Origin of the sequence: Streptomyces sp. NPDC096013, assembly GCF_044763565.1 — a bacterium.
GTDB lineage: Bacteria > Actinomycetota > Actinomycetes > Streptomycetales > Streptomycetaceae > Streptomyces.
The window spans coordinates 122359-148761 of sequence record NZ_JBIWGK010000019.1; the positions used below are offsets into that span (position 1 = coordinate 122359).

At 70.5% G+C, this 26403-nt stretch carries 26 protein-coding genes; 2 read left to right on the top strand and 24 right to left on the bottom strand.

Features of this window, described 5'->3' with window-relative positions:
* Positions 1–53: 53 nt before the first annotated feature.
* The 3 genes from pyrH to rpsB all read right to left on the bottom strand — a co-directional run bounded on the left by pyrH (position 54) and on the right by rpsB (position 2966).
* Positions 54–812, bottom strand: coding sequence for a UMP kinase (gene pyrH / locus ACIRB1_RS40400; RefSeq protein ID WP_266772967.1), 759 nt, complete (start codon positions 810–812; stop codon positions 54–56).
* 195 nt (positions 813–1007) lie between these two features.
* Positions 1008–1844, bottom strand: a complete 837-nt coding sequence (tsf, locus tag ACIRB1_RS40405; RefSeq protein ID WP_352182251.1) for a translation elongation factor Ts — start codon at positions 1842–1844, stop codon at positions 1008–1010.
* 174 nt (positions 1845–2018) lie between these two features.
* A complete protein-coding gene (gene rpsB, locus ACIRB1_RS40410; RefSeq protein WP_352182252.1) occupies positions 2019–2966 on the bottom strand; it encodes a 30S ribosomal protein S2 in 948 nt (315 codons plus the stop codon).
* A gap of 280 nt (positions 2967–3246) precedes the next feature.
* On the opposite strand from rpsB, the gene ACIRB1_RS40415 reads away from it, so the two are divergent.
* On the top strand, positions 3247–3828 hold the full coding sequence (locus ACIRB1_RS40415) for a murein hydrolase activator EnvC family protein (protein WP_403469016.1): 582 nt from the start codon (positions 3247–3249) through the stop codon (positions 3826–3828).
* Between the two features lie 49 nt (positions 3829–3877).
* On the opposite strand, the gene ACIRB1_RS40420 is transcribed toward ACIRB1_RS40415, so the two are convergent.
* The 18 genes from ACIRB1_RS40420 to proS all read right to left on the bottom strand — a co-directional run bounded on the left by ACIRB1_RS40420 (position 3878) and on the right by proS (position 19116).
* Positions 3878–4435, bottom strand: a complete 558-nt coding sequence (locus ACIRB1_RS40420; protein WP_403469032.1) for a TetR/AcrR family transcriptional regulator — start codon at positions 4433–4435, stop codon at positions 3878–3880.
* A 118-nt stretch (positions 4436–4553) separates the two neighbouring features.
* Entirely contained in the window at positions 4554–5396 is an 843-nt protein-coding gene (gene whiG / locus ACIRB1_RS40425) for an RNA polymerase sigma factor WhiG (RefSeq protein ID WP_043680536.1), read from the bottom strand.
* A 272-nt stretch (positions 5397–5668) separates the two neighbouring features.
* Positions 5669–6829 (bottom strand): DNA-processing protein DprA, encoded by a 1161-nt coding sequence (dprA, locus tag ACIRB1_RS40430; RefSeq protein WP_403469017.1) that lies wholly within the window; start codon positions 6827–6829, stop codon positions 5669–5671.
* A gap of 493 nt (positions 6830–7322) precedes the next feature.
* Positions 7323–8948, bottom strand: a complete 1626-nt coding sequence (locus ACIRB1_RS40435) for a YifB family Mg chelatase-like AAA ATPase (protein ID WP_352182255.1) — start codon at positions 8946–8948, stop codon at positions 7323–7325.
* A 1-nt stretch (position 8949) separates the two neighbouring features.
* A complete protein-coding gene (locus ACIRB1_RS40440) occupies positions 8950–9312 on the bottom strand; it encodes a YraN family protein (protein ID WP_352182256.1) in 363 nt (120 codons plus the stop codon).
* Between the two features lie 128 nt (positions 9313–9440).
* Complete coding sequence (locus ACIRB1_RS40445) at positions 9441–9749, bottom strand: DUF2469 domain-containing protein (RefSeq protein ID WP_003965949.1); 309 nt, start codon at positions 9747–9749, stop codon at positions 9441–9443.
* A 56-nt stretch (positions 9750–9805) separates the two neighbouring features.
* Entirely contained in the window at positions 9806–10345 is a 540-nt protein-coding gene (locus tag ACIRB1_RS40450) for an NUDIX hydrolase (protein WP_352182257.1), read from the bottom strand.
* The gene (gene lepB, locus ACIRB1_RS40455) at positions 10335–11114 is read right to left on the bottom strand and encodes a signal peptidase I (RefSeq protein WP_403469018.1); all 780 of its coding nucleotides are present in this window, start codon (positions 11112–11114) and stop codon (positions 10335–10337) included. The genes ACIRB1_RS40450 and lepB (ACIRB1_RS40455) overlap by 11 nt, the downstream gene beginning before the upstream one ends.
* A gap of 78 nt (positions 11115–11192) precedes the next feature.
* The gene (gene lepB, locus ACIRB1_RS40460; protein WP_352182259.1) at positions 11193–12167 is read right to left on the bottom strand and encodes a signal peptidase I; all 975 of its coding nucleotides are present in this window, start codon (positions 12165–12167) and stop codon (positions 11193–11195) included.
* Entirely contained in the window at positions 12055–13173 is a 1119-nt protein-coding gene (lepB, locus tag ACIRB1_RS40465; RefSeq protein ID WP_352182260.1) for a signal peptidase I, read from the bottom strand. Before lepB (ACIRB1_RS40465) ends, lepB (ACIRB1_RS40460) begins: the two co-directional genes overlap by 113 nt.
* Positions 13166–13882 carry a signal peptidase I gene (gene lepB / locus ACIRB1_RS40470; protein ID WP_403469019.1) on the bottom strand — a complete coding sequence of 239 codons (717 nt, stop codon included), beginning with the start codon at positions 13880–13882 and terminating at the stop codon, positions 13166–13168. Before lepB (ACIRB1_RS40470) ends, lepB (ACIRB1_RS40465) begins: the two co-directional genes overlap by 8 nt.
* Before the next feature lie 45 nt (positions 13883–13927).
* Positions 13928–14278: a 50S ribosomal protein L19 gene (rplS, locus tag ACIRB1_RS40475; protein ID WP_352182438.1), complete on the bottom strand. Its 351-nt coding sequence runs from the start codon at positions 14276–14278 to the stop codon at positions 13928–13930.
* 132 nt (positions 14279–14410) lie between these two features.
* A complete protein-coding gene (trmD, locus tag ACIRB1_RS40480; RefSeq protein ID WP_403469020.1) occupies positions 14411–15244 on the bottom strand; it encodes a tRNA (guanosine(37)-N1)-methyltransferase TrmD in 834 nt (277 codons plus the stop codon).
* Positions 15241–15786, bottom strand: coding sequence for a ribosome maturation factor RimM (gene rimM / locus ACIRB1_RS40485; RefSeq protein ID WP_352182263.1), 546 nt, complete (start codon positions 15784–15786; stop codon positions 15241–15243). Before rimM ends, trmD begins: the two co-directional genes overlap by 4 nt.
* Before the next feature lie 82 nt (positions 15787–15868).
* The gene (locus ACIRB1_RS40490; RefSeq protein WP_005479813.1) at positions 15869–16108 is read right to left on the bottom strand and encodes an RNA-binding protein; all 240 of its coding nucleotides are present in this window, start codon (positions 16106–16108) and stop codon (positions 15869–15871) included.
* A gap of 2 nt (positions 16109–16110) precedes the next feature.
* Complete coding sequence (rpsP, locus tag ACIRB1_RS40495; protein WP_352182264.1) at positions 16111–16530, bottom strand: 30S ribosomal protein S16; 420 nt, start codon at positions 16528–16530, stop codon at positions 16111–16113.
* A gap of 286 nt (positions 16531–16816) precedes the next feature.
* Positions 16817–17410 carry a hypothetical protein gene (locus ACIRB1_RS40500; RefSeq protein WP_033282654.1) on the bottom strand — a complete coding sequence of 198 codons (594 nt, stop codon included), beginning with the start codon at positions 17408–17410 and terminating at the stop codon, positions 16817–16819.
* A gap of 260 nt (positions 17411–17670) precedes the next feature.
* Positions 17671–19116 (bottom strand): proline--tRNA ligase, encoded by a 1446-nt coding sequence (gene proS / locus ACIRB1_RS40505; protein WP_352182265.1) that lies wholly within the window; start codon positions 19114–19116, stop codon positions 17671–17673.
* 198 nt (positions 19117–19314) lie between these two features.
* On the opposite strand from proS, the gene ACIRB1_RS40510 reads away from it, so the two are divergent.
* Entirely contained in the window at positions 19315–20172 is an 858-nt protein-coding gene (locus tag ACIRB1_RS40510) for a class I SAM-dependent methyltransferase (protein ID WP_403469021.1), read from the top strand.
* Between the two features lie 33 nt (positions 20173–20205).
* On the opposite strand, the gene ftsH is transcribed toward ACIRB1_RS40510, so the two are convergent.
* From ftsH to ACIRB1_RS40525, 3 genes are all read right to left on the bottom strand, one after another.
* On the bottom strand, positions 20206–22143 hold the full coding sequence (gene ftsH, locus ACIRB1_RS40515; protein WP_403469022.1) for an ATP-dependent zinc metalloprotease FtsH: 1938 nt from the start codon (positions 22141–22143) through the stop codon (positions 20206–20208).
* Between the two features lie 135 nt (positions 22144–22278).
* Entirely contained in the window at positions 22279–23832 is a 1554-nt protein-coding gene (gene ffh / locus ACIRB1_RS40520) for a signal recognition particle protein (RefSeq protein WP_403469023.1), read from the bottom strand.
* A 105-nt stretch (positions 23833–23937) separates the two neighbouring features.
* Entirely contained in the window at positions 23938–26388 is a 2451-nt protein-coding gene (locus tag ACIRB1_RS40525) for a [protein-PII] uridylyltransferase (RefSeq protein ID WP_403469024.1), read from the bottom strand.
* Between the last annotated feature and the right edge of the window lie 15 nt (positions 26389–26403).

Consider the following 26403-nt stretch of genomic DNA (forward strand, 5'->3'; position numbering starts at 1 on the left):
TTCCTGCACGGTTCCCGACCGGCAGGACATTGTCCATCCCCCGGTCAGGGTCATCAGCCCTGGCTGCCTTGGTCACCCACAAGCGTGCCGATCTTCTCACCCTTGACGGCGCGGGCGATATTGCCCTCCGCCAGAAGCTCGAAGACCAGGATCGGAAGCTTGTTGTCGCGGCACAGCGTGATGGCGGTCATGTCCGCGACCTTGAGGTCCTGGGTGATGACCTCGCCGTAGCTGAGCGAGTCGAACTTGACGGCTTCGGAGTTCGTCTTCGGGTCGGAGTCGTAGACCCCGTCCACGCCGTTCTTGCCCATCAGCAGCGCCTCGGCGTCGATCTCCAGGGCGCGCTGGGCGGCGGTGGTGTCGGTGGAGAAGTAGGGCATGCCCATACCGGCGCCGAAGATGACCACGCGGCCCTTCTCCAGGTGGCGCACGGCGCGCAGCGGGATGTACGGCTCGGCGACCTGGCCCATGGTGATGGCGGTCTGGACGCGGCTGTCGATGCCCTCCTTCTCCAGGAAGTCCTGGAGGGCGAGGCAGTTCATCACCGTGCCGAGCATGCCCATGTAGTCGGAGCGGGCCCGGTCCATGCCGCGCTGCTGGAGCTCGGCGCCGCGGAAGAAGTTGCCGCCGCCGATGACGACGGCGACCTCCGCGCCGTCCCGCACGACGGCCGCGATCTCACGGGCGATCTTGTGCACCACGTCGGGGTCGACACCCAGGCCCCCGCCGCCGGAGAAGGCTTCTCCGGAGAGCTTCAACATGAACCGGCCGCGTACCTTGCCGTCGTCGGTCTTCTGGGGCTTGGTGGTCATGGCGTTCTCCTCATGGTGCACATACGAAGAAGGCCACTGCCGGTGGGGTGTCTGTCGCATCCCATGCTCGGCAATGGCCTCCTCGTCAGATCTGCTGTCGTCCGCCACACGCGCGTGCGCGACGGCGTACCCGGCCGACTGCTGACGACCCTAGCGGGATTCCGCCGGGCGCCGCGCGTCGATCGCGGTACGGACTCAGATGCCGACCTTGATGCGCGTGAAGCGCTTCAGGGTGACACCCGCCTCGTCCAGAACCTTCTGGACGGACTTCTTGGGGTCGAGCGCGTACGGCTGACCGAGCAGCGTCGCGTCCTTGAAGAAGCCGTTGACGCGACCCTCGACGATCTTGGAGATCGCGGCCTCGGGCTTGCCCTCGGCGCGGGTGGTCTCCTCGGCGATACGGCGCTCGGACTCGACGACCTCGGCCGGCACGTCCTCCTTCGCCAGGTACTTCGGCGCGAAGGCGGCGATGTGCTGGGCGACGCCGCGGGCGACCTCGGCGTTCTCCTTGTCCAGCTCGACGAGGACACCGATCTGCGGGGGCAGGTCGGGCATCGTGCGGTGCATGTACGCGGAGACGTAGCCGTCGGCGTACTGGGCGAAGCGGTCCAGGACGATCTTCTCGCCCAGGTTCGCGTTGGCCTCGTCGACGAACGCCTGGACCGTCTTGCCGGGCTCGATGTCGGACGCGAGGAGCGCCGCGATGTCGGCCGGAGCGGTGGCGGCGACGTGCTGGGCGATCTGGTTGGCGACGGCCTGGAACTTCTCGCCCTTGGCGACGAAGTCCGTCTCGCACTTCAGCTCGACCAGGACACCGGAGGTGTTGTCCTCGGCGATGACGGAGACCACGGCGCCGTTCTCGGCGGAGCGGCCCTCGCGCTTGGCGACGCCCTTCTGGCCCTTGATACGGAGCGCCTCGACGGCCTTCTCGACGTTCCCGTCGGCCTCGTCCAGCGCCTTCTTGCAGTCCATCATGCCGGCGCCGGTGAGCTCACGGAGCTTCTTGACGTCGGCGGCGGTGTAGTTCGCCATGATCTGTGAATCTCTTCTCGGAGTTCGAAGTCTCGAAGTCGGCGGCGGCCGCGGATGACGCGGGCTTCCGCCAAGGATCTACGGGCTACGAAGATCTAGGGGCTGTGGATGAACGGCGGGTGGCGCGGTCCGCACCACCCGCCGTCCTCCTGTCAGTCCTTTGGCCCGGAAGGGTCAGGCCTGCTCGGCCTCGGCGGCCGGAGCGGCCTCAGCCTCGGCGGCGGGGGCCTCGACCTCGGCGGCGGCCTCAGCGGCGGGGGCCTCGTCGGCCTGCTCGGCGTCGGCGACCTTCTCCGTCTCGGCGGAGGTCTGCACCTCGGCCTCGGCGGCGGGGGCCTCGTCGGCCTTCTTCTCACCCTCGAGCAGGTCGCGCTCCCACGCGGCGAGCGGCTCGCCGGCGGCCTTGTCACCCTTGGCCTCGGCGGCGACACCGGAGCGGCTGATGAGGCCCTCGGCGACGGCGTCGGCGATCACGCGGGTGAGCAGGGTGACGGAGCGGATCGCGTCGTCGTTGCCCGGGATCTTGTAGTCGACCTCGTCGGGGTCGCAGTTCGTGTCGAGGATGGCGACGACCGGAATGTTGAGCTTCCGGGCCTCACCGACCGCGATGTGCTCCTTCTTGGTGTCCACGATCCAGACGGCGCTGGGAACCTTGGACATCTCGCGGATACCACCGAGGGTCTTCTCCAGCTTGGCCTTCTCGCGCGAGAGCACGAGAAGCTCCTTCTTGGTGAGACCGGACGCGGCGACGTCCTCGAAGTCGATCTGCTCGAGCTCCTTGAGGCGCTGCAGACGCTTGTAGACGGTGGAGAAGTTGGTGAGCATGCCGCCCAGCCAGCGCTGGTTGACGTAGGGCATGCCGACGCGGGTGGCCTGCTCGGCGATGGCCTCCTGCGCCTGCTTCTTCGTGCCGACGAACATGACCGTGCCGCCGTGGGCGACGGTCTCCTTGACGAACTCGTAGGCGCGGTCGATGTACGACAGCGACTGGAGCAGGTCGATGATGTAGATGCCGTTGCGCTCGGTGAAGATGAAGCGCTTCATCTTCGGGTTCCAGCGACGGGTCTGGTGACCGAAGTGGACGCCGCTTTCCAGCAGCTCCCGCATCGTGACGACGGCCATGGCCGTTCTCCTTGATTTTCTCGGTTGTGCCGCGAGCACCGGACGGCACTCGCGCCTGACGCCCACGTGCGCTTGCCCAGAGGACCGAGGAGCGCTGACATCGGTTTTCGTCTTGCGACGGAGCACCGGATGCCGGGGCGTGCGAAGTCGACCCGGTCACCCGGATCGCCAAAGGAAGTGTACGGGACCCGCGAGGCACCGGGTGACGCCGTTGTCCACAACCCCGCACCGGCCCACAGGTCCCGGCCATGATCGCCTCGGATACGGCACGGTTTGCCCCATGCGGATGCGACGACATGACCGAACTTCCGGTACTGGCCGGGCTCTCCTGCTGGCCCTCCTCCTGACCCTCCTGACCTGCGCGACCCGGGCCAGCGGCGCCCCTCCCCCGGCCCCCGGTGTCTCCACCCCCTCCGCACCGGCGATCGCGCGCACCTGGCCGGTCGGCTCACACCCCCTGGTCCTACGAGGCTGGGAGCCCCCGGCGACGGTCTACGCCCGGGGCCACCGAGGCGTGGACCTGGCAACCCCGGCCGGCGCTCAGGTACGGGCGGTGGCAGCGGGCCGGGTGTCCTTCGCGGGCCGGGTGGCGGGCAGAGGCGTGGTGTCGGTGGAGCTGACGGGCACGGATCTCCGTACGACCTATGAGCCGGTGACCGCCACGGTGAAGAAGGGAGACGAGGTGGAGCCGGGCGGTGTGGTCGGGACGGTGGAGTTCACCGGCTCCCACTGCCCGACGACATGCGTGCACTGGGGCTTGCTGAGAGGGACCACGTACATGGACCCACTGGCACTGCTGCCCCCATGGCTGCTGAACCGGGGCCCGTCCCGCCTGCTGCCGGTACTGGGAGCGCCTCTCTAGGCGCGCCGGAAACCGCGCCCCCAGCCCTCACCGAGCTGACAGACGAAGCTCAACCCAGAACCCCCCGCAGAGCCATGCTCACCGCAGCCTCGGTGATCACCGAAGGGTCCTCCGCGGCGCCGAGCTCAATCCGCCGTACAGCCGCGTCGACAACCCCCTGAAGCAGCATCGCCGCCAGCCGGGGCTCCTCATGCCCCATCTCCCCCAGCGCGGAGACGATCATCGCGACAAGTCCCCCGTGCGCGGCCCGGATCTTCTCCCGAGCCCCCGCCTCCAGCTCGCTCGCGGAGATGGCGACAACAGCCCGGTGCCGCCGGTCCCCGACCAGCGCCAGCTGCTGCCGCACATACGCCTCGACCTTGCCCTCCGCAGAGGGCGCCCCCTCCATCGCCGCCGACACATCCGCCGCCCACACGGGAAAGTCGACCTCGCACAGCTCCTCGACGACAGCGGCCCGGGAGCGGAAGTACTCGTACACGGACGACCGCGCGAGCCCCGTCCGCTCGGCCAGGGCCGGGAACGTCAGCGCCTCCGTCCCACCCTCGGACAGCAGGGAGCGAGCCGCGTCCAGCAGGGCGGCTCGCTGCATCGACCGGTGCTCGGCCACGGAGGCCGCTCGAATCCTTGGCACGTCAACCACTCTACGGACGGCGCACCCCCGGCGGGAGTGACCCAGGCCATGCAGGCACGATTCTGCGAGGTCGCCCAGGCCGTACGACTTCCGCTCAGCGGCCAAAACTCGCCAGCTTGGCGCGGAGCTGCAACACGGACTTGGTGTGGATCTGGCTGACCCGGCTCTCGGTCACCCCGAGCACGTTGCCGATCTCGGCGAGGGTGAGGCCCTCGTAGTAGTAGAGCGTGACGACGGTCTTCTCCCGCTCGGGCAGCGTGTTGATCGCCCGCGCCAGGAACCGCCGCAGCTCCCGGCCCTCGGCCACCTCCACCGGGTTGTCGGCGGCGGTGTCCTCCAGGGTGTCCATCAGGCTGAGCCGGTCGCCGCCCTCGCCGCCCGCGTGCAGCAGCTCCTCCAGGGCGACCACGTTGGCCAGCGACAACTGGCTGAAGACGGCGTGGAGTTCCTCGACCGCGATGCCCATCTCGGCGGCCACCTCGCCCTCGCTGGGGGTGCGCCTGAGCCGCGCCTCCAGCGTGGCGTACGCCCGCTCCACGTTCCGCGCCTTCTGCCGTACCGAGCGCGGGATCCAGTCCAGCGCGCGCAGTTCGTCGATCATCGCGCCCCGGATGCGGGTGATCGCGTACGTCTCGAACTTGATCTCCCGCTCGATGTCGAACTTCTCGATCGCGTCGATCAGTCCGAACACCCCCGACGACACGAAGTCCGCCTGTTCCACATTGGGCGGCAGCCCGACGCTCACCCGTCCCGCGACGTACTTGACCAGCGGCGAGTAGTGCAGGATCAGCTGCTCGCGCAGCCGCTCGTCGCCCGTCGTCTTGTACGACCGCCACAGCTCCTCGAGCGTCGAGGGAGCGGGCGGTCGGACGCTGCCACCGTCACGGGCGGCTGGGGGGATCGCCGCCCGGTCGGACCCGGAGGTGTGCTGGGGCATTCGTCGCCTTGTGCCGTTCTGCCGTGAAGTGGGGCTGCCTGGGTGAGGTGTCGGAGTGGTGCCGTGATTGCCGTTCTGCGCCGGAATCCCCGTGAGCGTAGCGTGACTGGAGTGTCGCGGTGTGCGAAGACCAGGGCGTGGACCGGGCACGGACGCGTTCGACGGGGTGCCCGAACGGGTCACCCTGATCGCTCTGCGTGATCATCAGAATGCGCCAACTGCGGGAATTCCCAAGGGTGTCGGGGTTCCCCCGGACGGCCGAACACGCTCGGTCAGCGGCGTCCGCCGGTGTCCCGGACCGAGATCATCGCCTGGCGTGTCAACTTCCAGCCGTCGCCGTGTCGTTCGACGTAACCAAGTGCTCGGAGTTCGTACAGCCTCGCGATCGCGTCGTCCTGTGTGGTCTGTGCACCGCGCGCGATCTCCCCCGGTTCCGCCGCCCTGTTGCCGGGCAGTGCGGCGAGGACACGCCGGGCGGCCGGCTCCAACAGGTCGCGCGGGAGCACCGGTCCGCGGCGGTCGGGGGCCAGTTCGCCCATGCCGCCGACCAGTTCGACGACTTCCGCCGCGTCGGTGACCAGCACGGCTTCTCCGCGCAGGAGTTCGTGCACCCCGGCCGACAGCGCGCTCGTGGCCGGGCCGGGCACTCCTATCGTGTGGCGCCCCAACCGCTGCGCGGCCCGCGCCGTGACGAGTGACCCGCTCCGGTACGCGGCCTCGACCACGACGGTGCCTCGCGTGAGCGCGGCGATCACCCTGTTCCGGAGGATGAACCTGGTCGGTGTCGGATGCTCGCCGGGCGGCAACTCCCCGATCACCAGGCCCTGTTCGGCGATCCTGCCGATCAACTGGGCGTGCCCGCGCGGGTAGGGGCGGTCGACGCCGCAGGCGAGCACGGCGGCGGTGGCCCCGCCCGCGCCGAGGGCGCCGCGATGGGCGGCGCCGTCGACTCCGTAGGCACCGCCGGACACGACCACCCAGCCGCGCTCGGCGAGTCCCGCGGCGAGGGTGGCCGCCATGTGCGCGCCGTACTCGGTGCAGGCGCGGGCGCCGACGACGGCGACCGAATCGAGCGCCCACGCCCGGAGGTTGGGCTCCCCGCGCACCCACAGTCCGATGGGCCGCGCGTCCCCGAGGTCGTCGAGCTGGGCGGGCCACTCGACACCACCGGGGCACACGAACCGGACCCCGGCGTCCTCAGCGACGGCCAGGTCCCGCGCCGGCTCGACCAGCCGGGCTCGCGCGCACAGCCCGCCCCACCGCTTGTCGGTCACGCCGGTGAGCTGCGGCCCTCCGCGCCTGAGCCGCCGGGCCACTTCCACGGCCCCCAACTCCCGGATCCACCGCCCGGCGACCTCGTCACCGGGTTCGACGACCCGGGCGAGGAAGACACGGGCGTGGAAGTCGCCGCCCGCGTCGCCGTCCACGGTCACGGGCCCGTCCTCTCCAGCACACCCGAGCAAGCCGACACCGGGCTCACCGTCCACAGTCCCGTGCCGGTCCCCTTCAGCACCCCGGTCACCTTCAGTACCGGGGAGGAACCCGGCATCCGATCCACCGTCCGCAGCCACATACCGGGCCCTCCCAGCACCACCGAGGAAACCCGACTCCGGTCCACCATCCCCAGCCGCACACCGGCCCCTCCCAGCACCACCGAGAAGCCCCGCACCCGGCCCACCATCCGCAACCACATTCCCGCCCCTCCCGTCACCGGCGCAGGACCCGGCGTCCGATCCACCGTCCGCAGCCGCATACCGGGCACTCCCAGCACCGCCGAGGAAACTCGACTCCGCTCCACCTCGCCAGCCACGCGCCGCCCCCTCCCAGCACCGCCGAAGAACCCGACATCCGCTCCACCATCCCCAGCCCCATACGGGCCTCTCCCCGCACCGCCGAAGCACCCCCCGCCCGACCCATCGCCCGCAGTCACGTCAGTGCCCCGATAGCCATCGGCACGCCTCGCGGTACGCCCGTGCGCAGTTGGAGGGCGAGGGCGACATCGGTCGCGCCGGGCCGGTCGTGGCCGACCAGGTCCGCGACCGTCCAGGCCACGCGCAGCACCCGGTCGAGCCCGCGCGCGGTGAGCACACCGCGCTCCAGGCTGCGCTCGGCCTCGTCCATCGCCCCGCGCTCGGCGTGCCAGCGGCTGCGCAGTTCGCGGCCGGGTACCTCGCTGTTGGTGCGCCAGGGTGTGTCCGCGAACCGCGCCGCCGCCCGCTCCCGGGCCGCCCGCACCCGGTCCGCGACCGTCGCCGTGGACTCGCCCCGCGCACCGCACCCGGTGAGCTGGTCCCGGGTGACCCGGTCCACCTCGACCCGCAGGTCCACCCGGTCGAGCAGGGGCCCGGAGAGCCTGGCCTGGTACCGGCGGATCGACATCGGCGCGCACTCGCACAGGTCGTCGGTCTGCGAGAAACGCCCGCACGGACAGGGGTTGGCGGCCAGCACCATCAGGAACCTCGCCGGGAACCGGACGACGCCCGCACTGCGCGCGATCACCACATGCCCGGCCTCCAGCGGCTGCCGCAGCGCGTCCAGGGCCTGACCGCTGAATTCGGGTGTTTCGTCCAGAAAAAGCACCCCTCGATGTGACAGCGACACCGCGCCGGGCCGCGCGATCCCCTGTCCGCCCCCGACGAGGGCCTGCATCGTGGCCGAGTGGTGCGGGGCGCAGTAGGGGGCGACGTCGATCAGGGGCTTGCCTGGGGGCAGCAGGCCCGCCACCGAGTGGACCGCGGTGACCTCCAGCGACTCCTGCCGGCCGAGCCGGGGCAGGACGGCGGGCAGCCGCTCCGCGAGCATCGTCTTCCCGGCACCCGGCGGGCCTTCGAGGAAGAGATGATGGCCACCCGCCGCCGAGACCTCCACCGCGGTCCGCGCCGAGAACTGCCCGACGACATCGGCGAGATCGTGCCCGGGGTCGTGCTGGGACGCGCCCACGCTGTGCATCCCCGTGGCCGCTCCCGTGCCGGGCAGGCGCAGCCCGGCGAGCAGTGGGTCAGGGCGTCCTAGGTCGTCCGGGTCCTCGTCGGGCACGGGTTCGTCCGCGAGCACGGCGATCAGCTGCCGCAGGGTGCGCACGCCGAGCACGGACACCCCGGGCACGAGGGACGCCTCGGCGGCGGCGCATTCCGGGACGACGACCTGCTCGTATCCGGAGTCCGCGGCGGCCAGTACGGCGGGCAGGATGCCCCGGACCGGCCGCACCCGTCCGTCGAGGCCGAGTTCCCCGATCATCACGATGTCGGCGAGCACCCGGGGATCGATCCGTTCCGCCGCTCCCAGGACGGCCGCGGCCACCGCCAGGTCGAAGCCGCTGCCGCTCTTCGGGACCGACGCCGGACTCAGGCCCACCGTCAGCTTCTTCTGCGGCCAGGCGCAGCCCGAGTTGACGACCGCGGCCCGCACCCGGTCCTTGCTCTCCGTCAGGCTCTTGTCGGGCAGTCCCACCAGGGTGAACGCGGCGACGCCCGGTTCGAGGTCGGCCTGTACCTCGACGACCACGCCCTCGACGCCCACCAGCGCCACCGAACACGTACGAGCGAACCCCATCTCAGAACACCCCCCGGGCGTGCTCGACCACGGCCCTGCCGCGCCGGGGCACGACGACACCCACCAGGTCGATGCGGACCCCTCCCGGCGGCGCTCCGCCGTGTGCGTGGATCCATCGCTCGGCGAGGCCTCGTAGGCGCTCCGCCTTCTCGGGTGTGACGGCGGCCATCGGGTGCTCGAAGGCGCCCGTCCGCCGGGTCTTGACCTCGCAGACCACCAGGACGTCGCCGTCCCGCGCCACGATGTCGATCTCTCCGGTCCTGCCACAGCGCCAGTTGCGCTCCAGGACCGTCATGCCGGCCGCGGTCAGCCGTCGTGCGGCGACCGTCTCGCCGAACCTGCCGAGTGCACTGCGTGCGTTCATGTCGGCACCACCTCCGGCACCCACCGTCACGCGGAACGGTCCACCAAGTGGATCTTGGTGGACCGTTCAGTGCTTGTGGAAAACTCCGTCACCCGCACGAGCGACAGCCTCTCGGCGGGTCACCGCCGTCAGCCGCCCGGCAGCTCCAGATCGCTCTTGTTCAGCTCCTCGATGTTCACGTCCTTGAACGTGAGCACGCGGACCTGCTTCACGAAGCGAGCCGGCCGATACATGTCCCACACCCAGGCGTCCGCCATGGACACCTCGAAGAACACCTCGCCCTGGACCGAGTGCACCTGCATCTCGTAGTCGTTGGTGAGGTAGAAGCGCCGTTCGGTCTCGATCACGTATTTGAACAGACCGACGACATCGCGGTACTCCCGGTAGAGCTTCAGCTCCATCTCGGTCTCGTACTTTTCGAGGTCCTCGGCGCTCATGGCATGTTCCCCTTCACCCGTGCGATCCCACCATTGTGCGCCAGTCCCGCCAGCCCCTAGACGATTTCGGTGTCCAGGGTCACGGGTCCGGCCGGGGGACCTTCGTCGAGCAGCCTGTGGAGCAGCTCGGCGAGTCTGGTCGGATACACCGTCTCATGCGCCAGGTCCAGTTCTCGGCACGTCCACCAACGTGCTCCGGAGACGCTGCGCCGCTCCAGCTCGGTGAGGGCGGTGGCGCCGGGCACTCCGTCGGCCGTGGCGGCCGTCCTGGCCAGGCAGTACCACTCCTCCTGGTCCCAGCGGCGGCCCGCGAACGGGAAGGAACACGTCCGCGTCCACAGCACCGGGCCGAGTTCGACCTGGGTGATGCCGGTCTCCTCCGCGAGTTCCCGCAGAGCGGCCTCCTCGTGGGTCTCGTCGCCCTCCAGGCCGCCGCCGGGGGTGAACCACCAGTCGTCGGCCGGGTCGTCCGGCTCATGGCCGTGGAGCAGCAGGACGCGGTCCTGCGGGTCGAGCAGGACGACCCGGGCGACCCTGCGCAGTCCGCCGGTGTACGAGTCGTCCTGGGAGCCCTCCTCGGTGGCCTCAGCGGGCACCGGCGGGCTCCGTCCGGGTGCGGGCGCGGCGGCCGGCCGCGAGCTTGGCGATCGGACCGTAGGCGCCGCCGCCGAGGACGAGGACCGCGCCCGCGACGATGACCGCGATGATCGTGCCCAGCGGGCCGGGCTGGGAGAGGCCGCCGAGGGTCTCGAAGCCGGTGGGGCGCTCCAGCATGCCCTTCATGGGCCAGACGACGGCGTCCACGCGGGCGCTCACGGCGCTGCTCGCGACGGTGCCGCTCGCCACGTCCGTGAGGTGGGCGCTGGAGTCCAGGGACCCCTGGCGTTCGTCACCGAGGAGGAACAGGCGGCCCTTGGGGACCTTCACCTTGGGGATGGTCTTGTCCTCGACCGCGCCGCCCTTGAGGTACCCCTCGGCGATCTGCTTGCCGTTGACGACCAGCTTGCCGTTCGTGCAGCAGGAGACGGTGTCCCCGCCGACGGCGACCACGCGCTTGACCACGGGGGCGTTCGTCACCCAGGTCTTGTCGGTGAAGACGACGACGTCGCCCCGGCGCACCTCACCGCCGTCGATCCGCTGCGCCATCACCCTGTCGCCCATGGCGATGGTCGGCGTCATCGAGCTGGTGGGCACCGTGTACGGCCGGTAGACGACCGCTCCCCAGCCGAATCCGCCGAGGAACAGCACAAGGCCCAGCGCGACGGCCAGTCCGGACAGCCTCTGTCCGGTCCGGCTGCCCACCGGGCCCTTGCCAGTGCCACCGCCGGTACGCGGGGCCGTACGTGTTGCGCTCTCGCCACCCATGGGTCCGCACCCTACCCGGCGGTACCGAGGGTGGTCAGCCCTTCCTCCGGGACCATGGTCAGAAGCTCTACAAGGCCTTTACTCGTCCTTGCCCGAGCGCTTGCGGCGCCACAGGACCAGCGGCAGCACGCCGATGAGGGCGAGGCCCTCCGGGGCGGCCGTCAGCAGGCGGGAGGCGGAGGCCTGGGTGTTGATGCCCGTCTGGTCGAAGGTGTCCGGGATCGGCAGCGTGCCCCAGCGGTTGACGGGCCAGGCCTTGACGATCGCGCGGCCGACGACCTCGCTCACCGGGACCATGCCGTGGTGCTTGTCGGACTGGTTGTAGCGCGAGTCCCGCGAGTTCTGCCGGTGGTCGCCCATCACCCAGATGTCGCCCTTGGGGACCTTGACGGTGAACTGGCCGCCCTGGTCGTCGTTGGTGCACGGGGTGTTGCCGGGGTAGACGTACGGCTCGTTCAGCGCCTTGCCGTTGACCATCAGCGGGCCCGTGCCGCTGCACGAGACGGTGTCGCCGCCGACGCCGATGACCCGCTTGATGAGGTCCTTCTCCTGGGCGGACGGCATCAGGCCGATCCAGCTGAGCACCGTCTGGAGGGCGTTGGGGTTCGCCGCGGGCTCGCCCGCCAGCCAGTCGTCCGGGTCGTGGAAGACGACGACCTCGCCGCGCTCGGGCTTGGAGCCGAACCAGGGGGTGAGCTTGTCGACCAGGACACGGTCGCCCTGCTGGAGGGTGTTCTGCATCGAGTCCGAGGGGATGGAGAACGCCTGCACCAGGAACGTCTTGATCAGCAGCGCGAGGACGAGCGCGATGACGACCAGGATCGGCAGCTCCTTCCAGAAGGAGCGCGGCTTCTTCGCCTGGGGGGGCTGGTCGCCCGGCCCCTGTTCCTCGGTGCGGGTCGCGTCGCCCGGCGTCGTACCGTCCACGTCCGCTCCGGAGTCACTCCCGGAGGTCACGGCGCTGTCCGCGGCCGGGGCGGGTGCTTCCACGGGACGTCCGTGGTGCTCCTCGCCGTCGTGTCCGGACCGTGCGCCAACCGCCACATCCCCCACGCCAACTCCTTACTCTGTGCCGCCGCCTGCCCCATCCTCGGCGCAGGCCCACCACTCCCATAACGAGCGGGAGTTCCGCAGGGCTCGGGAGTTGGACCGATCCGTTCGGATCGACCGGGGCAACCCTATGCGACAGTTCGGGACCGGCGGTCGTCCCCGACACGGAGTTGGAAACCGATGCGAAGGTTTTAGGTTCGTTCAGACTGGTCCAGTGCCCCATGGGCCAGGCGATCACCTTGGCCCGTCCCACCACCAGGCTGAGCGGGACCGTGCCTCCGTAACTGGTGTTCTGGTGGGCCCGGGAGTCCGCCGAGTTGCCCCGGTGGTCGCCCATCACCCACAGCCGGCCCTTGGGGACGGTGATGTCGAACGGTGTTTCGGACGGTGCGTTCCCGGGATACAGGTAGTCACCCTCGGTCAGCGGTACGCCGTTGACGGTCACCCGGCCCTGCGCGTCACAGCACTTGACGTGGTCGCCGCCGACGCCGATGACCCGCTTGATGAGGTCCTTCTCGTTGTCCGACGGCAGCAGGCCGATGAACTGAAGGCCTTCCTTGACCTGCTTGACCACGACGGGGTCGTTCTTCTTGGTGGTCTGCTCGTCCGCGAGCCAGCCGCCCGGGTCGTGGAAGACTACGACGTCACCGCGCTTGGGCTCGGAGCCGAACCACGGGGTGAACTTGTCGACCAGGACCCGGTCCCCGATGCGGATCGTCTGCTCCATGGAGCCCGACGGGATCACGAACGCCTGGAGGAGGAAGGTCTTCAGGACGAGGGCTATGAGGACCGCGACACCGACCAGGAGAGGAATCTCCCGGACCGCGGACCGCCGTCGGCGCCGCTTGACCTTGCGCTGGAGCTTGCGCCGCTCGGCACGGCTGCGGCCGCCTCCCCCGGCGCGCGCGAGCGCGCCCGCGCCCGCGCGCCGGGAGCCGGTCGGCAGCAGGTTCTCGTTCCCGAAGGAGCCGCCCGGTGCCGCGCCGCGCGGTTTGCCGCGGTTACCCATGGGCGCCGTCCGCGGCGGGTACGCGCGCGTAGGCGCCGGGCCGGACGAGGTGGGTCCAGTGGCCGGCGGGCCAGACGATCCAATCGGCTCGTCCGATGACGTCACCAACAGGAATCATGCCTCCGCCCGGGTCGCCCAGGTGGTCCCGGGAGTCACGTGAGTCGCCGCGATGGTCGCCGAGGACGAAGAGGGTGCCGTCCGGCACCACGACGTCGAACGCCACGCTGGACGGGGCGTCCCCGGGGTACAGGAACGCCGTCTCGTCGACCGACCGCCCGTTCACCTGGAGCCTCCCCTCCTCGTCGCAGCAGACCACGTGGTCTCCCCCCACACCCACAACGCGCTTGATGTAGTCGGCGTCCCCGAAATAGCCGGTGCCATCGAACACGACGATGTCGCCGCGCCGCGGATGAGCACCGAAACGGTACGCCAACTTATTTACGAGAACGCGGTCGCCGATCCTCAATCCGGACTCCATTGATCCGCTGGGAATCTGGAACGGCTGGAGCAGGAAGGTGTTGAGCAGCAGCAGAAACACCAGACAGACCAGGGCGGTCAGGGTGATCCGGCCCCCGGGCAGCCAGTCGGCGGCACGCGACACCAACGCGAAACGCGACCGTCCCTCCGGTCCTGCCGGGTCCGAGGTGTCCTCGGAGTCGGAAGGGCGGGAGGAGCGGTCGCGCTCCGCGGGCTGTGCTTCGGTGTCCATCGGAGCCAGATGCTATCCGGCTCCGACAAGAACCCCGTCGCGACCTCAGTTGTCGCGCTTCTCCTTGATCTTCGCGGCCTTGCCGCGCAGGTCACGGAGGTAGTACAGCTTCGCGCGACGGACGTCACCACGGGTCACGAGCTCGATCTTCTCGACGATCGGGGTGTGCACCGGGAAGGTGCGCTCGACGCCGACGGAGAACGAGACCTTGCGGACCGTGAAGGTCTCGCGGACACCGGCGCCCTGGCGACGGATGACTACGCCCTTGAACTGCTGCACACGGGAGCGGTTGCCCTCGATGACGCGGACGTGGACGTTGACGGTGTCACCCGGGCGGAAGGCCGGGACGTCGGTGCGCAGCGAGGCGCTGTCGACGATGTCGAGCAGGTGGGACATGTCGTCTGCTTTCTTCATCGATGCCACAGGTCACCGACGGGAGTTGGGTGAAGGAAGGATGCTGTCCGTGTCGGGGCGGGCGTCATGTCCCCCTGTGGCAGGGACGCACGCCGGACGACGCACAACAGCGACCTATTCTTCCATGCCGTCCGGCCTGCGCCAAAATCGGCCGTGGGACGCGCCCTCGGGGTCCGGTGCCCAGCCGAGGATCGAGAGCATCTCGCGGTCCTTCTTGTCGAAGGTCTTCGGCTCGCAGCGCTCGATCAGGTCCGGGCGGTGGGCGGCCGTGCGCTTCAGCGCCTCGTCGCGCCGCCAGCGGGCGATCTTGCCGTGGTGGCCGCTGAGCAGCACGTCCGGGATTCCCTGGCCGCGCCACTGGGGCGGCTTGGTGTACACCGGCCCCTCCAGGAGGTTGGCCATGACGCCGGGCGCGAAGGAGTCGTCGCGGTGGGACTCGGCGTTGCCCAGGACACCGGGGAGCAGGCGTGCCACGGCCTCCGTGACGACCAGGACGGCCGCCTCGCCGCCGGCGAGCACGTAGTCGCCGATGGACACCTCGTAGACGGGCATCCGGGTCGCGTACTCGTCGATCACGCGCCGGTCGATGCCTTCGTAGCGGGCGGGCGTGAAGACCAGCCAGGGCCGCTCGGAGAGCTCGACGGCGAGTTCCTGGGTGAAGGGGCGCCCGCTGGGCGTGGGCACGACGAGCGCGGGTGTGCCGGAGCCCGTCTCGTAGCCGTCGGCCAGGACGGTGTCCAGGGCATCGCCCCAGGGCTCGGTCTTCATGACCATGCCGGGGCCGCCGCCGTAGGGGGTGTCGTCGACCGTGTTGTGGCGGTCGTACGTCCAGGCACGCAGATCATGCACGTGCACGTTCAGCTGTCCACGCGCGCGTGCCTTGCCGACGAGGGAGACCTTCAGCGGGTCGAGGTACTCGGGGAAGATCGTGACGACGTCGAGCCTCATGCGTCGTCGTCCTTGGAAGACACGATCTCCGCCTGGTCGTCGATCAGCCCGGGCGGCGGGTCGATGACCGCGCGCTGCTCCTCCAGGTCGATCTCGATGACGATCGACTCGACGAAGGGGATCATCACCTCGCTGCCGTCGGGGCGCTCGACGATGAAGAGGTCCTGGGAGGGCAGGTGCGAGATCTCGGTGATCCGGCCGATCTCCTCGCCGTCCCGGGTGACGACGTCGAGGTCCATCAGCTGGTGGTCGTAGTACTCGTCCTCCTCCTCGGGCAGCTCCTCCGGGTCGACCTCGGCGATCAGGAGGGTGTTGCGCAGGGCCTCGGCGCCGGTGCGGTCGCTGACGCCTTCGAAGCGGAGGATGAGGCGGCCGCTGTGGACGCGGCCCGTCTCGATGGTGAGCGGTCCCGTCGGGGCGGGGTCCGTGAACAGGACGGCGCCAGGCGCGAGCCTCAGCTCGGGCTCGTCGGTGCGTACCTCGACGGTGACCTCGCCCTTGATGCCATGGGCACGGCCGATCCGTGCGACTACCAGTTGCACGTGTCCACATCTCCTGTTTCATACAGATCGGGCCGGGGACGGCCAGTGGCCCTCCCCGGCCCGAGCCGGTGTGCGATAAGCGTCAGCGGACGTGGTCGACGTCGACAAGGTCGACGCGGACACCTCGGCCGCCGATGGCGCCCACGACGGTGCGCAGAGCGCGAGCGGTGCGGCCGTTGCGACCGATCACCTTGCCGAGGTCGTCGGGGTGCACCCGGACCTCCAGCACGCGTCCGCGACGCAGGTCGCGCGAGGCGACCTGCACATCGTCAGGGTTGTCGACGATGCCCTTCACGAGGTGCTCGAGAGCCTCCTCGAGCATGCTCAGGCCTCGGTCGACTCGGACTCGGCGGCAGCCTCGTCCTTCTTCTCAGCCTTCTTCTTCTGGGTGATGGCCTCACCCTTGCCCTGGTCGTCGCCGCCGAGGGCGTCGAACACCGGGCGCGCCGCCTTCGGCTCGGCCACGAGCAGCGGAGCCGGGGCCGGCAGGCCCTTGAACTTCTGCCAGTCGCCGGTGAGCTTCAGGATGGCGAGGACGGGCTCGGTCGGCTGGGCGCCGACACTCAGCCAGTACTGCGCGCGGTCCGTGTCGACCTCGATGCGCGAGGGGTTCTGCACCGGGTGGTACAGACCGATCTCCTCGATGGCCCGGCCGTCACGGCGGGTACGGGAGTCGGCGACGACGATGCGGTAGTGAGGCGAACGGATCTTGCCCAGACGCTTCAGCTTGATCTTGACTGCCACGGGAGTGGGTTCTCCTGGTTTTGACGTGGTTGGGCACGGCGAGATGGCCGCGTGGGGTTGCGGTACCCGAGTGCCCGATGGACGCGTCAGCCGGAGGCGAGAGGGTTCCTGTGCGGCTGTCGAGTACAGCTAGCCATTGTGCCACACCCTGGCGGTCCGCCCGACCGGGAGCAGGCCCCCACCTGCTCCCGCCCATGCGGAAGCGACACCCGGCGCCGGGAGGTGACCGGCGCCGGGTGCGCGCAACCCGGCCTGCGGGATGCGGCTGCCACGAGCAGCCGCGTCCTCAGGCCGCCACGGCCTCCGGAATGCGGAAGGGCTTGCCGCAGCCCCCGCACACGATCGGTGCCTGGGCCAGTACCGACGGGACGACCCGCACGTTACGACCGCAGTCGCACACCGCCTTGACGCGGACGCCGCCACCGGACGAGCCGTGACGGGCGGCCGGGCCGCGGAACGTGCGGGAGGTGTCGGCCGAGGTGGCGACGGTGTGGGCCTTGAGCGCGCGCTGGAGGCGCTCGATCGTCGGCCGGTACCGCCGCTTGGCCTCGGGGTTGAGCTGGACCAGCGAGAAACCGCTGCTGGGATGCGGTTCGTCGGGGTGGTCCAGGCCCAGTTCCTCGGCGATCGCGAGGAATCTGCGGTTGTGGTAGCGGCCGGCGCGGGACGTGTCACGCACGCCGCGCGAAGCGGCGATGCCATGGACTGCCTCATGCAGCAGTCGCTCGAAGGAGAGCTCGTGTCCGCAGGCGGACGACGACTCTCCGATCAGGGACTCGGGCGCGGCCAGATCGGGCAGTTCGGGGTGGTACCGCTGAATGTCGGCCCACGCCTCTGCCAGCTCTGCGGCGAGAACAGGTGGTGTCTGTGTCGTGCTCACGTAATGACAACGAGCCGGAGTGCCCCTGTGTTCCGATTCCGGGGCATCCCAAATAATTTGCACGTACCCGTCAGTTGCCGCTGATGCGTCCGGAGGAGGGCGGGTGCGCTGATCTGCGGAGAAGCCTCACAGCTCACCCCAAGCTGGTGCGTAGTCCTCCGTACGACCCGGCGCGTAGACGGTGTCCGCACGCCGGGGTAGCCGGTCTCCGCCGTTGCGCAAGAGGCGTTTCGGTCGCTCTCCCGCCGGAGGGCGTCGCCTCAGTAAGCGCGCGCGACGACCGCGACGTTACCGGGTGCCTCGTCGGCGTCCGGGACCGACCCGTCCTCGGCGACCAGACACCGCACGGTCACCGCGTGCTCGGCCAGCTCGGCCTCGCCCTCCTCGCCGAGCGTCGCCCACGGGATGCGCGCCCAGCCGCCGGCACTCGCGGCCTCGACGGCCTCGGCGACCGTCGACACCTCCGAGGTCCGCGACTCGCGCCGCTCACGCGACTGCTTCAGCAGCAGCGCCTGATCCTCCTCCAGGACTACGGGAAGCAGCTCTACGAGGGCATCGATCGCCACCGGCTCCTTGCCTCCCCCAGAGCCGAAAGCCTGGGAGGTGCCCCCACGGATCCGCCGGGCCAGCATCGCGGTGCCGTTCTCCAGGTCACGGGGTCCGACCTCGATCCGTACCGGCACGCCCTTCAGCTCCCAGTCGACGGCCCGGCGCCCGAAGGGGATGTCCGTGCGGTCGTCGACCCGGACGCGCACGCCCGCCGCCTTCAGCCGGGCGCCGATCTCGCGGACCTTGGCGAGAACCGCCTCGTCGCCCTTGATCGCGAGGACGACGACCTGGATCTGCGCCAGCCGCGGCGGCACCCGGAGTCCGTCGTCGTCGCCGTGCATCATCACCAGGGCGCCGATCATGCGCGTGGTGGAGCCCCAGGAGGTCTGCCAGACCAGCTCCTGCTTGCCTTCCCTGGACAGGTACTGCGTGTTGAAGGCCTTCGCGAAGTTCTGGCCCAGCTCGTGGCTGGTCGCCATCTGCAACGCCTTGCCGTCGCCCATCATCCCTTCCAGGGTGAGGGTGTTGATGGCTCCGGCGAACCGCTCCTTGACCGTCTTGCGCCCCGGTACGACGTCCATCGCGAGGACGTTGACCATGAAGTCCTCGTACACCTGGCGGTGGATGTGCGCGGCGAAGTCGCGCGCCTCCTCGTAGGTCGCGTGCGCCGTGTGGCCCTCCTGCCAGAGGAACTCGCTGGTGCGCAGGAACAGGCGGGGGCGCAGCTCCCAACGGACCACGTTGGCCCACTGGTTGATCAGCAGGGGCAGGTCGCGGTAGCTCTGGACCCACTTCGCGAAGTACTCGTTGATGATCATCTCAGAGGTGGGCCGGACGACCGCGGGCTCCTCCAGCTCCTTGCCGCCGCCGTGCGTGACCACGGCCAGCTCGGGTGCGAAGCCCTCGACGTGGTCCGCCTCGCGGGCGAGGTAGGACTGCGGGATCAGCAGCGGGAAGTAGGCGTTCTCGGTGCCCGTGTCCTTGATGCGGGCGTCCATCTCGGCCTGCATGCGCTCCCAGATGCCGTACCCGTACGGTCGGATGACCATGGAGCCGCGCACCGGTCCGTTGTCGGCCAGTTCGGCCTTGCTGATCAGATCCTGGTACCAGCGGGGGAAGTCGTCCGCCCGCGGCGTGAGTACGGGTGCCTTGGCCATGGCGAGATCGTACGGGTCCACGTTGCCGTCATGTGAATTCTCGCCACTCCCACAGGCAGGCCACAAGCCGGGGGCCACAACCCCTGGACGCCGTAGCGCGTGCGGAGTTTGCTGGCATACGGGGGAAGTGCGGGCGCACATCACGGGGGCCTCGGAAACGGGCACGGCCACAACTCTCGGCGGATTGGGGCGCTTTCGATGACACCTACGCTCGTGCGGCAGTACCTGCCACATACGGGGCCCGTGCCCCGGGTGGACCTGGGTGCACGCGCGCGTGACTGGTCCGAGATCCAGGAGCGGATGCTGGTGCCGCTCTACGAAGCCGTCTACCGGCGACTGGAGGTGGGGTCCGGCACCCGGCTGTTCGGCCTCGGCTGCGGCTCCGGGCTCGCCCTGCTGATGGCGGCCTCCAGAGGCGCGACGGTCACCGGGGTCGAGAGCTTCTCACCCGAACGGCTGACCCTGGCCCGGGAGCGCCTGCTCCCGGACGCACACGCCCCACGCGCGCGTGCCCGCACCCGGCTCGTCTACGGCTCCCCCAGGGACGCGGCCGACGCGGAGACGCCCGCGTACACCCTGGTGACCGCCTTCGAGCCCATCGGGTGTCTCGCGGGCGACTCGGAGGGGCTCGGCGACACCCTCGCCGCCGCGACGCCGCTCGCCGCGCGCGGGGCGCCCGTGGTGCTGGTGGGCTGGGGTCCGCCGGAGCGCTGCGCGACCTCGTCCGTGCTGCGGGTGGCGACCCGGCTGGCGGACCCGCTGCGCGGCACGGGCAGCCCGCGCCCGGTCCTGCGCGACGACCTGGAGGTGGTCGCCCACCGCGCGGGCCTCAGGCCGGACGGCTCGGGCCGGGTGGCATGCCCCTTCGGGTACGCGGATGTCGAGAGTGCCGTACGAGGGCTGCTGTCGACAGGGCTCTTCGACGCGGCGATCGTCGCGACGGATCAGGCGCAGGTCGACAAGGAGTTGGCGGAGGCGTTGCATCCGTATCGTCGGCAGGACGGGACGGTGTGGATGCCGAACGTCTTCCGGTATCTGATCGCGCGTACGACCTGAGGACGACTCGGCGCGCGTACGACCTGAGGACGACTACGGCTCTTCCTTGAAGAGGCGGGTGACGCCCGCGATGCGGTAGGCGTCCGTCTCCTCCAGGGTCTCGTTCTCCAGGAGGGCCGCCGCGAGGGAGTCCAACTGGCTCCGGTGGTCGCGGAGTTTGCGGCAGGCCTCGTCGTAGCACTCGTCGACGATGCGGCGCATCTCGTCGTCGATCACGTCCAGGGTCTGGGGCGCGGCGGCGAGGCCGTAGGCCTGCTGGGCGTCGCTGGGGAGGGCGGAGAGGCGGCCGACGCGCTCGCTCATGCCCCAGCGGGCGACCATCCCGCGCGCGATGTTGGTGACCTGTTCGAGGTCGTTCTCGGCGCCGGTGGTGATCACGCCGTAGACGACCTGTTCCGCGGCCATGCCGCCGAGGGCGCCGATGATGCGGCCGCGCAGGTACTCCTCGGTGTACGCGTACTTGTCGGCGTCCGGGGTGGAGAGCGTGACGCCGAGGGCCCTTCCGCGCGGGACGATGGTGATCTTGCGGACCGGGTCGGCGCCGGGCTGGAGCATGCCGAGGAGGGCGTGGCCGCTCTCGTGGTAGGCGGTGCGGCGGCGTTCCTCCTCGGGCATCACCAGCGGGCGTTCCGCGCCCAGTTGGACTTTCTCCAGGGCCTCCGAGAGGTCGGCCTGGGTGACCTCGCGCTGCTTGCGCTTGACGGCGAGGAGGGCGGCCTCGTTGGCGAGGTTGGCGAGTTCGGCGCCGGTCATGCCCGGGGTGGTGCGGGCGACCTGGGCGAGGTTCACGTCCTTCGCGAGCGGGATCTCGCGGGTGTGGATCTCCAGGATCGCCTCGCGACCGCCCCGGTCGGGCGGCGAGACGACGACCACCCGGTCGAAGCGGCCGGGACGGGTGAGGGCCGGGTCGAGGACGTCGGCGCGGTTGGTGGCCGCGATGACGATGACGCCCTCGGAGCCGGAGAAGCCGTCCATCTCGGTGAGGATCTGATTGAGGGTCTGTTCGCGTTCGTCGTGACCGCCCATCCCGGAGCCGCCGCCGCGGGCCCGGCCGATGGTGTCGATCTCGTCGATGAAGATGATCGAGGGGGCCACCTTGCGGGCCTCCGCGAACAGTTCCCGCACGCGTGAGGCACCGACACCGACGATCATCTCGATGAACTCGGAGGCCGACGCCGAGAAGAACGGCACCCCCGCCTCCCCCGCGACCGCCCGCGCGAGCAGCGTCTTGCCGGTGCCGGGCGGGCCCGCGAGGAGGACGCCCCGGGGCATCTTGGCGCCCATCTTGCGGTATTCGTCGGGGTTCTTGAGGAAGTCGACGACGTCGTTCAGCTCGCCCTCGACCTCGTCGATGCCGGCCACGTCCTCGAAGGTCGTGCGCTGCTTGCCGGGCTCCAGCTCGACCGGCTTGGGCGGGGCCTTGCGGCCGAGCATGCCGCCCGCGCCGCCCATCCCGGAGCTCATCCGGCGTGCGATGAAGAGCCAGAGGCCGACCAGGAGCAGCATCGGGGCCAGCGAGATCAGCAGATTGGCCAGAAAACTACGGTGCTGGACGACGGGTTCCGCCGTGACGGTGACGTCGTGCTTGGTCAGGTCCTCCCAGAGCTTGTCGTCCGCGAAGGTCGGCCGCTCGGTGTCGAACTTGGTGTACTTGCCGTCGCCGCCCGGGTTCTTCTGCTCCTTCTTGAGCTGGCCCTGGATCGCGTTGCCCTTGGCGTAGATCTTGGTGACGTTGCCCGCGTCGACCTGCTTGCTGAACTCCGTGTACGAGATCGTCGGTTCGCCGCCCTCGTTGAAGAAGGACAGGATCAGGTTCGCGATCAGGTACACGACCAGCGCGGTGAGGATCAGGCTCCACCAGCCGCCGCGCATCTTCTTCCCGCCCGGCGACGGCTTCGGGGGCTCGTCCGGGGTGCCCTCGGTGCGCCAGGGCTGGTCGGGCGACTTGCGCGGCGGCGCGGGGTTGGTCATATCGGCAAGTTACGACACGGGCCAGGCGTCGGCACGCCCAGCATGCGCCGAGGGCGCCCCTCCAAAGAGGGGCGCCCTCGGCGACGTATACGGGCGGTCGGCCCGGGACCTTCCTGAAGCTCGGCCCGCGGACCGTCAGCCCATGAACTTCTTGAACTCGTCCGGCAGCTCGAAGTCCTGGCCGCCCTGCTCGGGCAGTCCGAACGCGTTGCCGCCCGGGGCGGCGCCGGCCTCGCGGCGCTGCGCCTCCTCCAGCTCCTGCTGCTTGCGCTTCATCGGGTTGCCGGAACGCTGCTTGCCCTTGGCCTTCTTGGGCTGCTTCTTGCTGCGGCCGGGGCCGCCGCCCATGCCCGGCATCCCCGGCATGCCGGGCATCCCGCCGCCCTGGGCCATGCGGGACATCATCTTGCGGGCCTCGAAGAACCGCTCGACCAGGCCCTTCACGGCGCTGACCTCGACGCCGGAGCCCTTGGCGATACGGGCGCGGCGCGAGCCGTTGATGATGGTCGGCTCGGCGCGCTCGGCCGGGGTCATCGACTTGATGATGGCGGCCGTACGGTCGACGTCCCGCTCGTCCAGGTTGTTGATCTGGTCCTTGATCTGGCCCATGCCGGGGAGCATGCCGAGCAGCTTGCTGATGCTGCCCATCTTCCTGACCTGTTCCATCTGGGACAGGAAGTCGTCGAGGGTGAAGTCCTGGCCCTTCTTGGACGCCAGCTTGGAGGCCATCTTCTCGGCCTCTTCTTGGCTGAACGTCTTCTCCGCCTGCTCGATCAGGGTGAGCAGGTCACCCATGTCGAGGATGCGAGAGGCCATCCGGTCCGGGTGGAAGGCGTCGAAGTCGTCGAGCTTCTCGCCGTTCGACGCGAACATGATCGGCTTGCCGGTGACCGAGGCGATCGACAGGGCCGCGCCACCGCGGGCGTCGCCGTCGAGCTTGGAGAGCACCACGCCGTCGAAGCCGACGCCGTCACGGAAGGACTCGGCGGTGTTGACCGCGTCCTGACCGATCATCGCGTCGACGACGAAGAGGATCTCGTCCGGCGAGACCGCGTCACGGATGTCCGCGGCCTGCTGCATCAGCTCCTGGTCGATGCCGAGGCGGCCCGCGGTGTCCACGATCACGATGTCGTGGACCTTGGACTTCGCGAACTCGATGGAGTCCTTGGCGACCTTGACCGGGTTGCCCACCCCGTTGCCCGGCTCGGGGGCGTAGACCGCGACGCCGGCGCGCTCGGCGACGACGCTCAGCTGGTTCACCGCGTTCGGGCGCTGGAGGTCGGCGGCGACGAGCAGCGGCGAGTGTCCCTGGTCCTTGAGCCACTTGCCGAGCTTGCCCGCGAGAGTGGTCTTGCCTGCACCCTGCAGACCCGCGAGCATGATCACGGTCGGCGGGTTCTTGGCGAAGCGCAGGCGCCGGGTCTCGCCGCCGAGGATCGTGACGAGCTCGTCGTTGACGATCTTCAGGACCTGCTGGGCCGGGTTCAGCGCCTTGTTGACGTCGGCGCCGAGGGCGCGGTCCTTGACGTTCTTGATGAACGTCCGTACGACCGGCAGCGCCACGTCCGCTTCGAGGAGGGCGATACGGATCTCGCGCGCGGTGGCGTCGATGTCCGCCTCGCTCAGACGCCCCTTGCCACGCAGATTCTTGAAGGTCGCTGAGAGGCGGTCGGAGAGAGTATCGAACACGGCGGCGTCGGTCCTCGGAGTCGGGGGCAGTGTGAGCGTCTTCCAGGGTATCCGGCCGCGCAAGCGAATCGTCCCCGCCCGCGGGGTCGGAAAGCCGGGACGGGCTCAGGCCCGCAAGGTCTCCTCCAGCTTCCGCGCCACCGACGCCGCCTCGTCGCCCACCAGCGGGACGCCCTCGGCGGTCGTCACGTAGAAGGCGTCGACCGCGTTGGCGCCCAGTGTCGAGACGTGCATGCTGCGGACCCGTACGCCCACGTCGTCCAGGGCGCGGCCGATCCGGTGCAGCAGGCCGGGGGCGTCGTGCGCGCGCACCTCGATGACCGTGGCGTGCCGGGAGGCGGCCGGTGCGACCGTCACGCGGGCCGGCGGGGCGACGACACCCCGGCGGCGCGGGTACGCGGCGTCGCGTTCGGCGAGGCGGCCCGCGATGTCCAGGGAGCCGTCCAGGGCGCGTACGAGGTCGGCGCGCAGCCGGGCGGCCTGGGGCAGGGAGCCGTACTCGGCGGCGACCCGCCAGTTGAGCAGGAGCACCGAACCCTCGACGCCGTCGGGCAGGTCCAGCGCGCGCAGCTCCGCCGTACGGACCGTCAGGCGGTGCATCGCCAGGACGCCGGCCACGGCCGGGAGGACGCCTGGCTGGTCCGGTACCGCGATCAGCAGTTCCACGCCGAGGGGTTCGGGGTCGCCTCCGGGCTCGTCCTCGGAGGGGGGTTCGGTCTGGGCGCGCAGGGCCAGTACCGGTTTGCCGGTCGCGACGGCCTCGATCGCGAGGCGTTCCTGTTCGGCGGTGGCCGCGCCCGCCTCGGGCTCCTCGGGGGCGTCCCCGGAGAGGACGGCGGCGACCCGCTTCACCAGGTCGGTGACGAGACCGGCCCGCCAGGACGACCAGGCGGCCGGTCCGGTGGCCAGCGCGTCCGCCTCGGTCAGCGCGTGCAGCAGTTCCAGGGTGCTGGTCGTACCGACCGCCTCGGCGACCGAACGGACCGTCGCCGGGTCCTCCAGGTCGCGCCGGGTGGCGGTCTCGATGAGCAGCAGGTGATGACGTACGAGCGTCGCGAGGACGGCGACTTCGGCGCGGTCGAAGCCGATGCGGGCGGCCACGTCCTTGGCGATGATCTCGCCGGCGACGGAGTGGTCGCCGGGCCAGCCCTTGCCGATGTCGTGCAGCAGCGCGGCGACCAGGAGAAGGTCGGGGCGGCTGACGCGGCGGGCGAACTCCGAGGCTCGGACGGCGGTTTCGATGAGGTGCCGGTCTACGGTCCAGATGTGCACGGCGTTGCGCTGCGGGCGGCACCGCACCCGCTCCCAGTCCGGCAGCAGCCGGGTGATCAGGCCCTCGGCCTCCAGCGCCTCCCACACGTCCACCGTGGGCTGCCCGGAACCGAGCAGCGTCACCAGCTGCTCGCGTGCCTCGGCGGGCCACGGCGTGGGCAGGGGGCGCACACCGGCCGCCATGCGCCGTACGGCGTGCAACGAGAGCGGGAGTCCGGCCTGGGCGGCGGCAGCGGCGGCGCGCAGCGGAAGGACCGGGTCGCGCTCGGGACGCGCGGCGCGGGCGAGCACCACCTCGCCGTCCTGCTCGACCACGCCTTCGGCCAGCGGGGAGCGCTCGGTGGCGGGTTTCGCGCCCCCGCCGAGCATGGCGCGCAGCCTCGGCCGCACGGCCCGGGAGCGCAGCACACGCCCCACCTCACGCCAGGTGACATCACTGGCGTACGACACGACACGCGCCGCTTCGTAGACCTGCCGCAGCAGGGTGTCCGCGTCCAGGAGGCCCAGCTCGGCGGCGACCTGGTCCTGCTCCTGGAGCGCGAGCCGGTCGGTCGCGCGCCCGGTGGTGAGGTGCAGGGCGTCCCGCACGTCGAGGAGGCGGCGGCGGGCGTCGGCGAGCCCCTCGCGCGGGGCGTCGGCGAGCCAGGAAGCGGCTACGGCGCGCAGTGCGGTGGCGTCGCGCAGGCCGCCGCGGGCCTCCTTGAGGTCGGGTTCGAGGAGGTACTGCAACTCGCCCTGGCGCTCGGCGCGTTCGGCGCAGAGTTCCTGGAGTTCGGGGAGGCGCTTGGGCGCCTGGTTGCGCCAGTCGGCGAGGACGGCGGTACGCAGGGAGGCGGTCAGGCCGAGGTCGCCGGCGATGTGGCGGGCGTCGAGGAGGCCGAGCTGGACCTTGAGGTCCTCGCCCGCGGTCCTGCGGGCCTCGGCGGGGGTGCGCACGGAGTGGTCGAGGGCGAGGCCGAGGTCCCAGACCGGGTACCAGATGCGGTCGGCCAGCGCGGCGACCGCGCCGGAGTCGCCGCCGTCGTGCAGGAGGAGCAGGTCGAGGTCGCTGCGCGGGGAGAGTTCGCCGCGGCCGTAGCCGCCGACGGCGACCAGGGAGACGCCCTTGACCGCTTCGTTGCCGGCGGCGAAGAGGCCGGTCAGCCAGTCGTCGGTCAGTTCGGCGAGGGCCGCACGGCGCGGCGGCCCGGACCGCGCCCCCTCAGTGAGGAGGCGCAGCCGGGCCGCCGCGTAGCCGCTGGGTCCGGAGTCCTCTGCATCCTTGCGCACGTCCGTACTCGTCACCCAGCGACTCCTGTT

Bases quoted from the DNA above. Each gene is read 5' to 3' on its own strand.
- lepB (WP_352182260.1), bottom strand. From the start codon at position 13,173: ATGGGTAACCGCGGCAAACCGCGCGGCGCGGCACCGGGCGGCTCCTTC.
- tsf (WP_352182251.1), bottom strand. From the start codon at position 1,844: ATGGCGAACTACACCGCCGCCGACGTCAAGAAGCTCCGTGAGCTCACC.
- rpsB (WP_352182252.1), bottom strand. From the start codon at position 2,966: ATGGCCGTCGTCACGATGCGGGAGCTGCTGGAAAGCGGCGTCCACTTC.
- whiG (WP_043680536.1), bottom strand. From the start codon at position 5,396: ATGCCCCAGCACACCTCCGGGTCCGACCGGGCGGCGATCCCCCCAGCC.
- ACIRB1_RS40415 (WP_403469016.1), top strand. From the start codon at position 3,247: ATGCGGATGCGACGACATGACCGAACTTCCGGTACTGGCCGGGCTCTC.
- ACIRB1_RS40440 (WP_352182256.1), bottom strand. From the start codon at position 9,312: ATGAACGCACGCAGTGCACTCGGCAGGTTCGGCGAGACGGTCGCCGCA.
- ACIRB1_RS40510 (WP_403469021.1), top strand. From the start codon at position 19,315: ATGACACCTACGCTCGTGCGGCAGTACCTGCCACATACGGGGCCCGTG.
- lepB (WP_403469019.1), bottom strand. From the start codon at position 13,882: ATGGACACCGAAGCACAGCCCGCGGAGCGCGACCGCTCCTCCCGCCCT.
- lepB (WP_403469018.1), bottom strand. From the start codon at position 11,114: ATGGGTGGCGAGAGCGCAACACGTACGGCCCCGCGTACCGGCGGTGGC.
- proS (WP_352182265.1), bottom strand. From the start codon at position 19,116: ATGGCCAAGGCACCCGTACTCACGCCGCGGGCGGACGACTTCCCCCGC.
- ftsH (WP_403469022.1), bottom strand. From the start codon at position 22,143: ATGACCAACCCCGCGCCGCCGCGCAAGTCGCCCGACCAGCCCTGGCGC.
- ACIRB1_RS40445 (WP_003965949.1), bottom strand. From the start codon at position 9,749: ATGAGCGCCGAGGACCTCGAAAAGTACGAGACCGAGATGGAGCTGAAG.
- rplS (WP_352182438.1), bottom strand. From the start codon at position 14,278: ATGTCCCACCTGCTCGACATCGTCGACAGCGCCTCGCTGCGCACCGAC.
- ACIRB1_RS40435 (WP_352182255.1), bottom strand. From the start codon at position 8,948: ATGGGGTTCGCTCGTACGTGTTCGGTGGCGCTGGTGGGCGTCGAGGGC.
- trmD (WP_403469020.1), bottom strand. From the start codon at position 15,244: ATGAGGCTCGACGTCGTCACGATCTTCCCCGAGTACCTCGACCCGCTG.
- pyrH (WP_266772967.1), bottom strand. From the start codon at position 812: ATGACCACCAAGCCCCAGAAGACCGACGACGGCAAGGTACGCGGCCGG.
- ACIRB1_RS40490 (WP_005479813.1), bottom strand. From the start codon at position 16,108: ATGCTCGAGGAGGCTCTCGAGCACCTCGTGAAGGGCATCGTCGACAAC.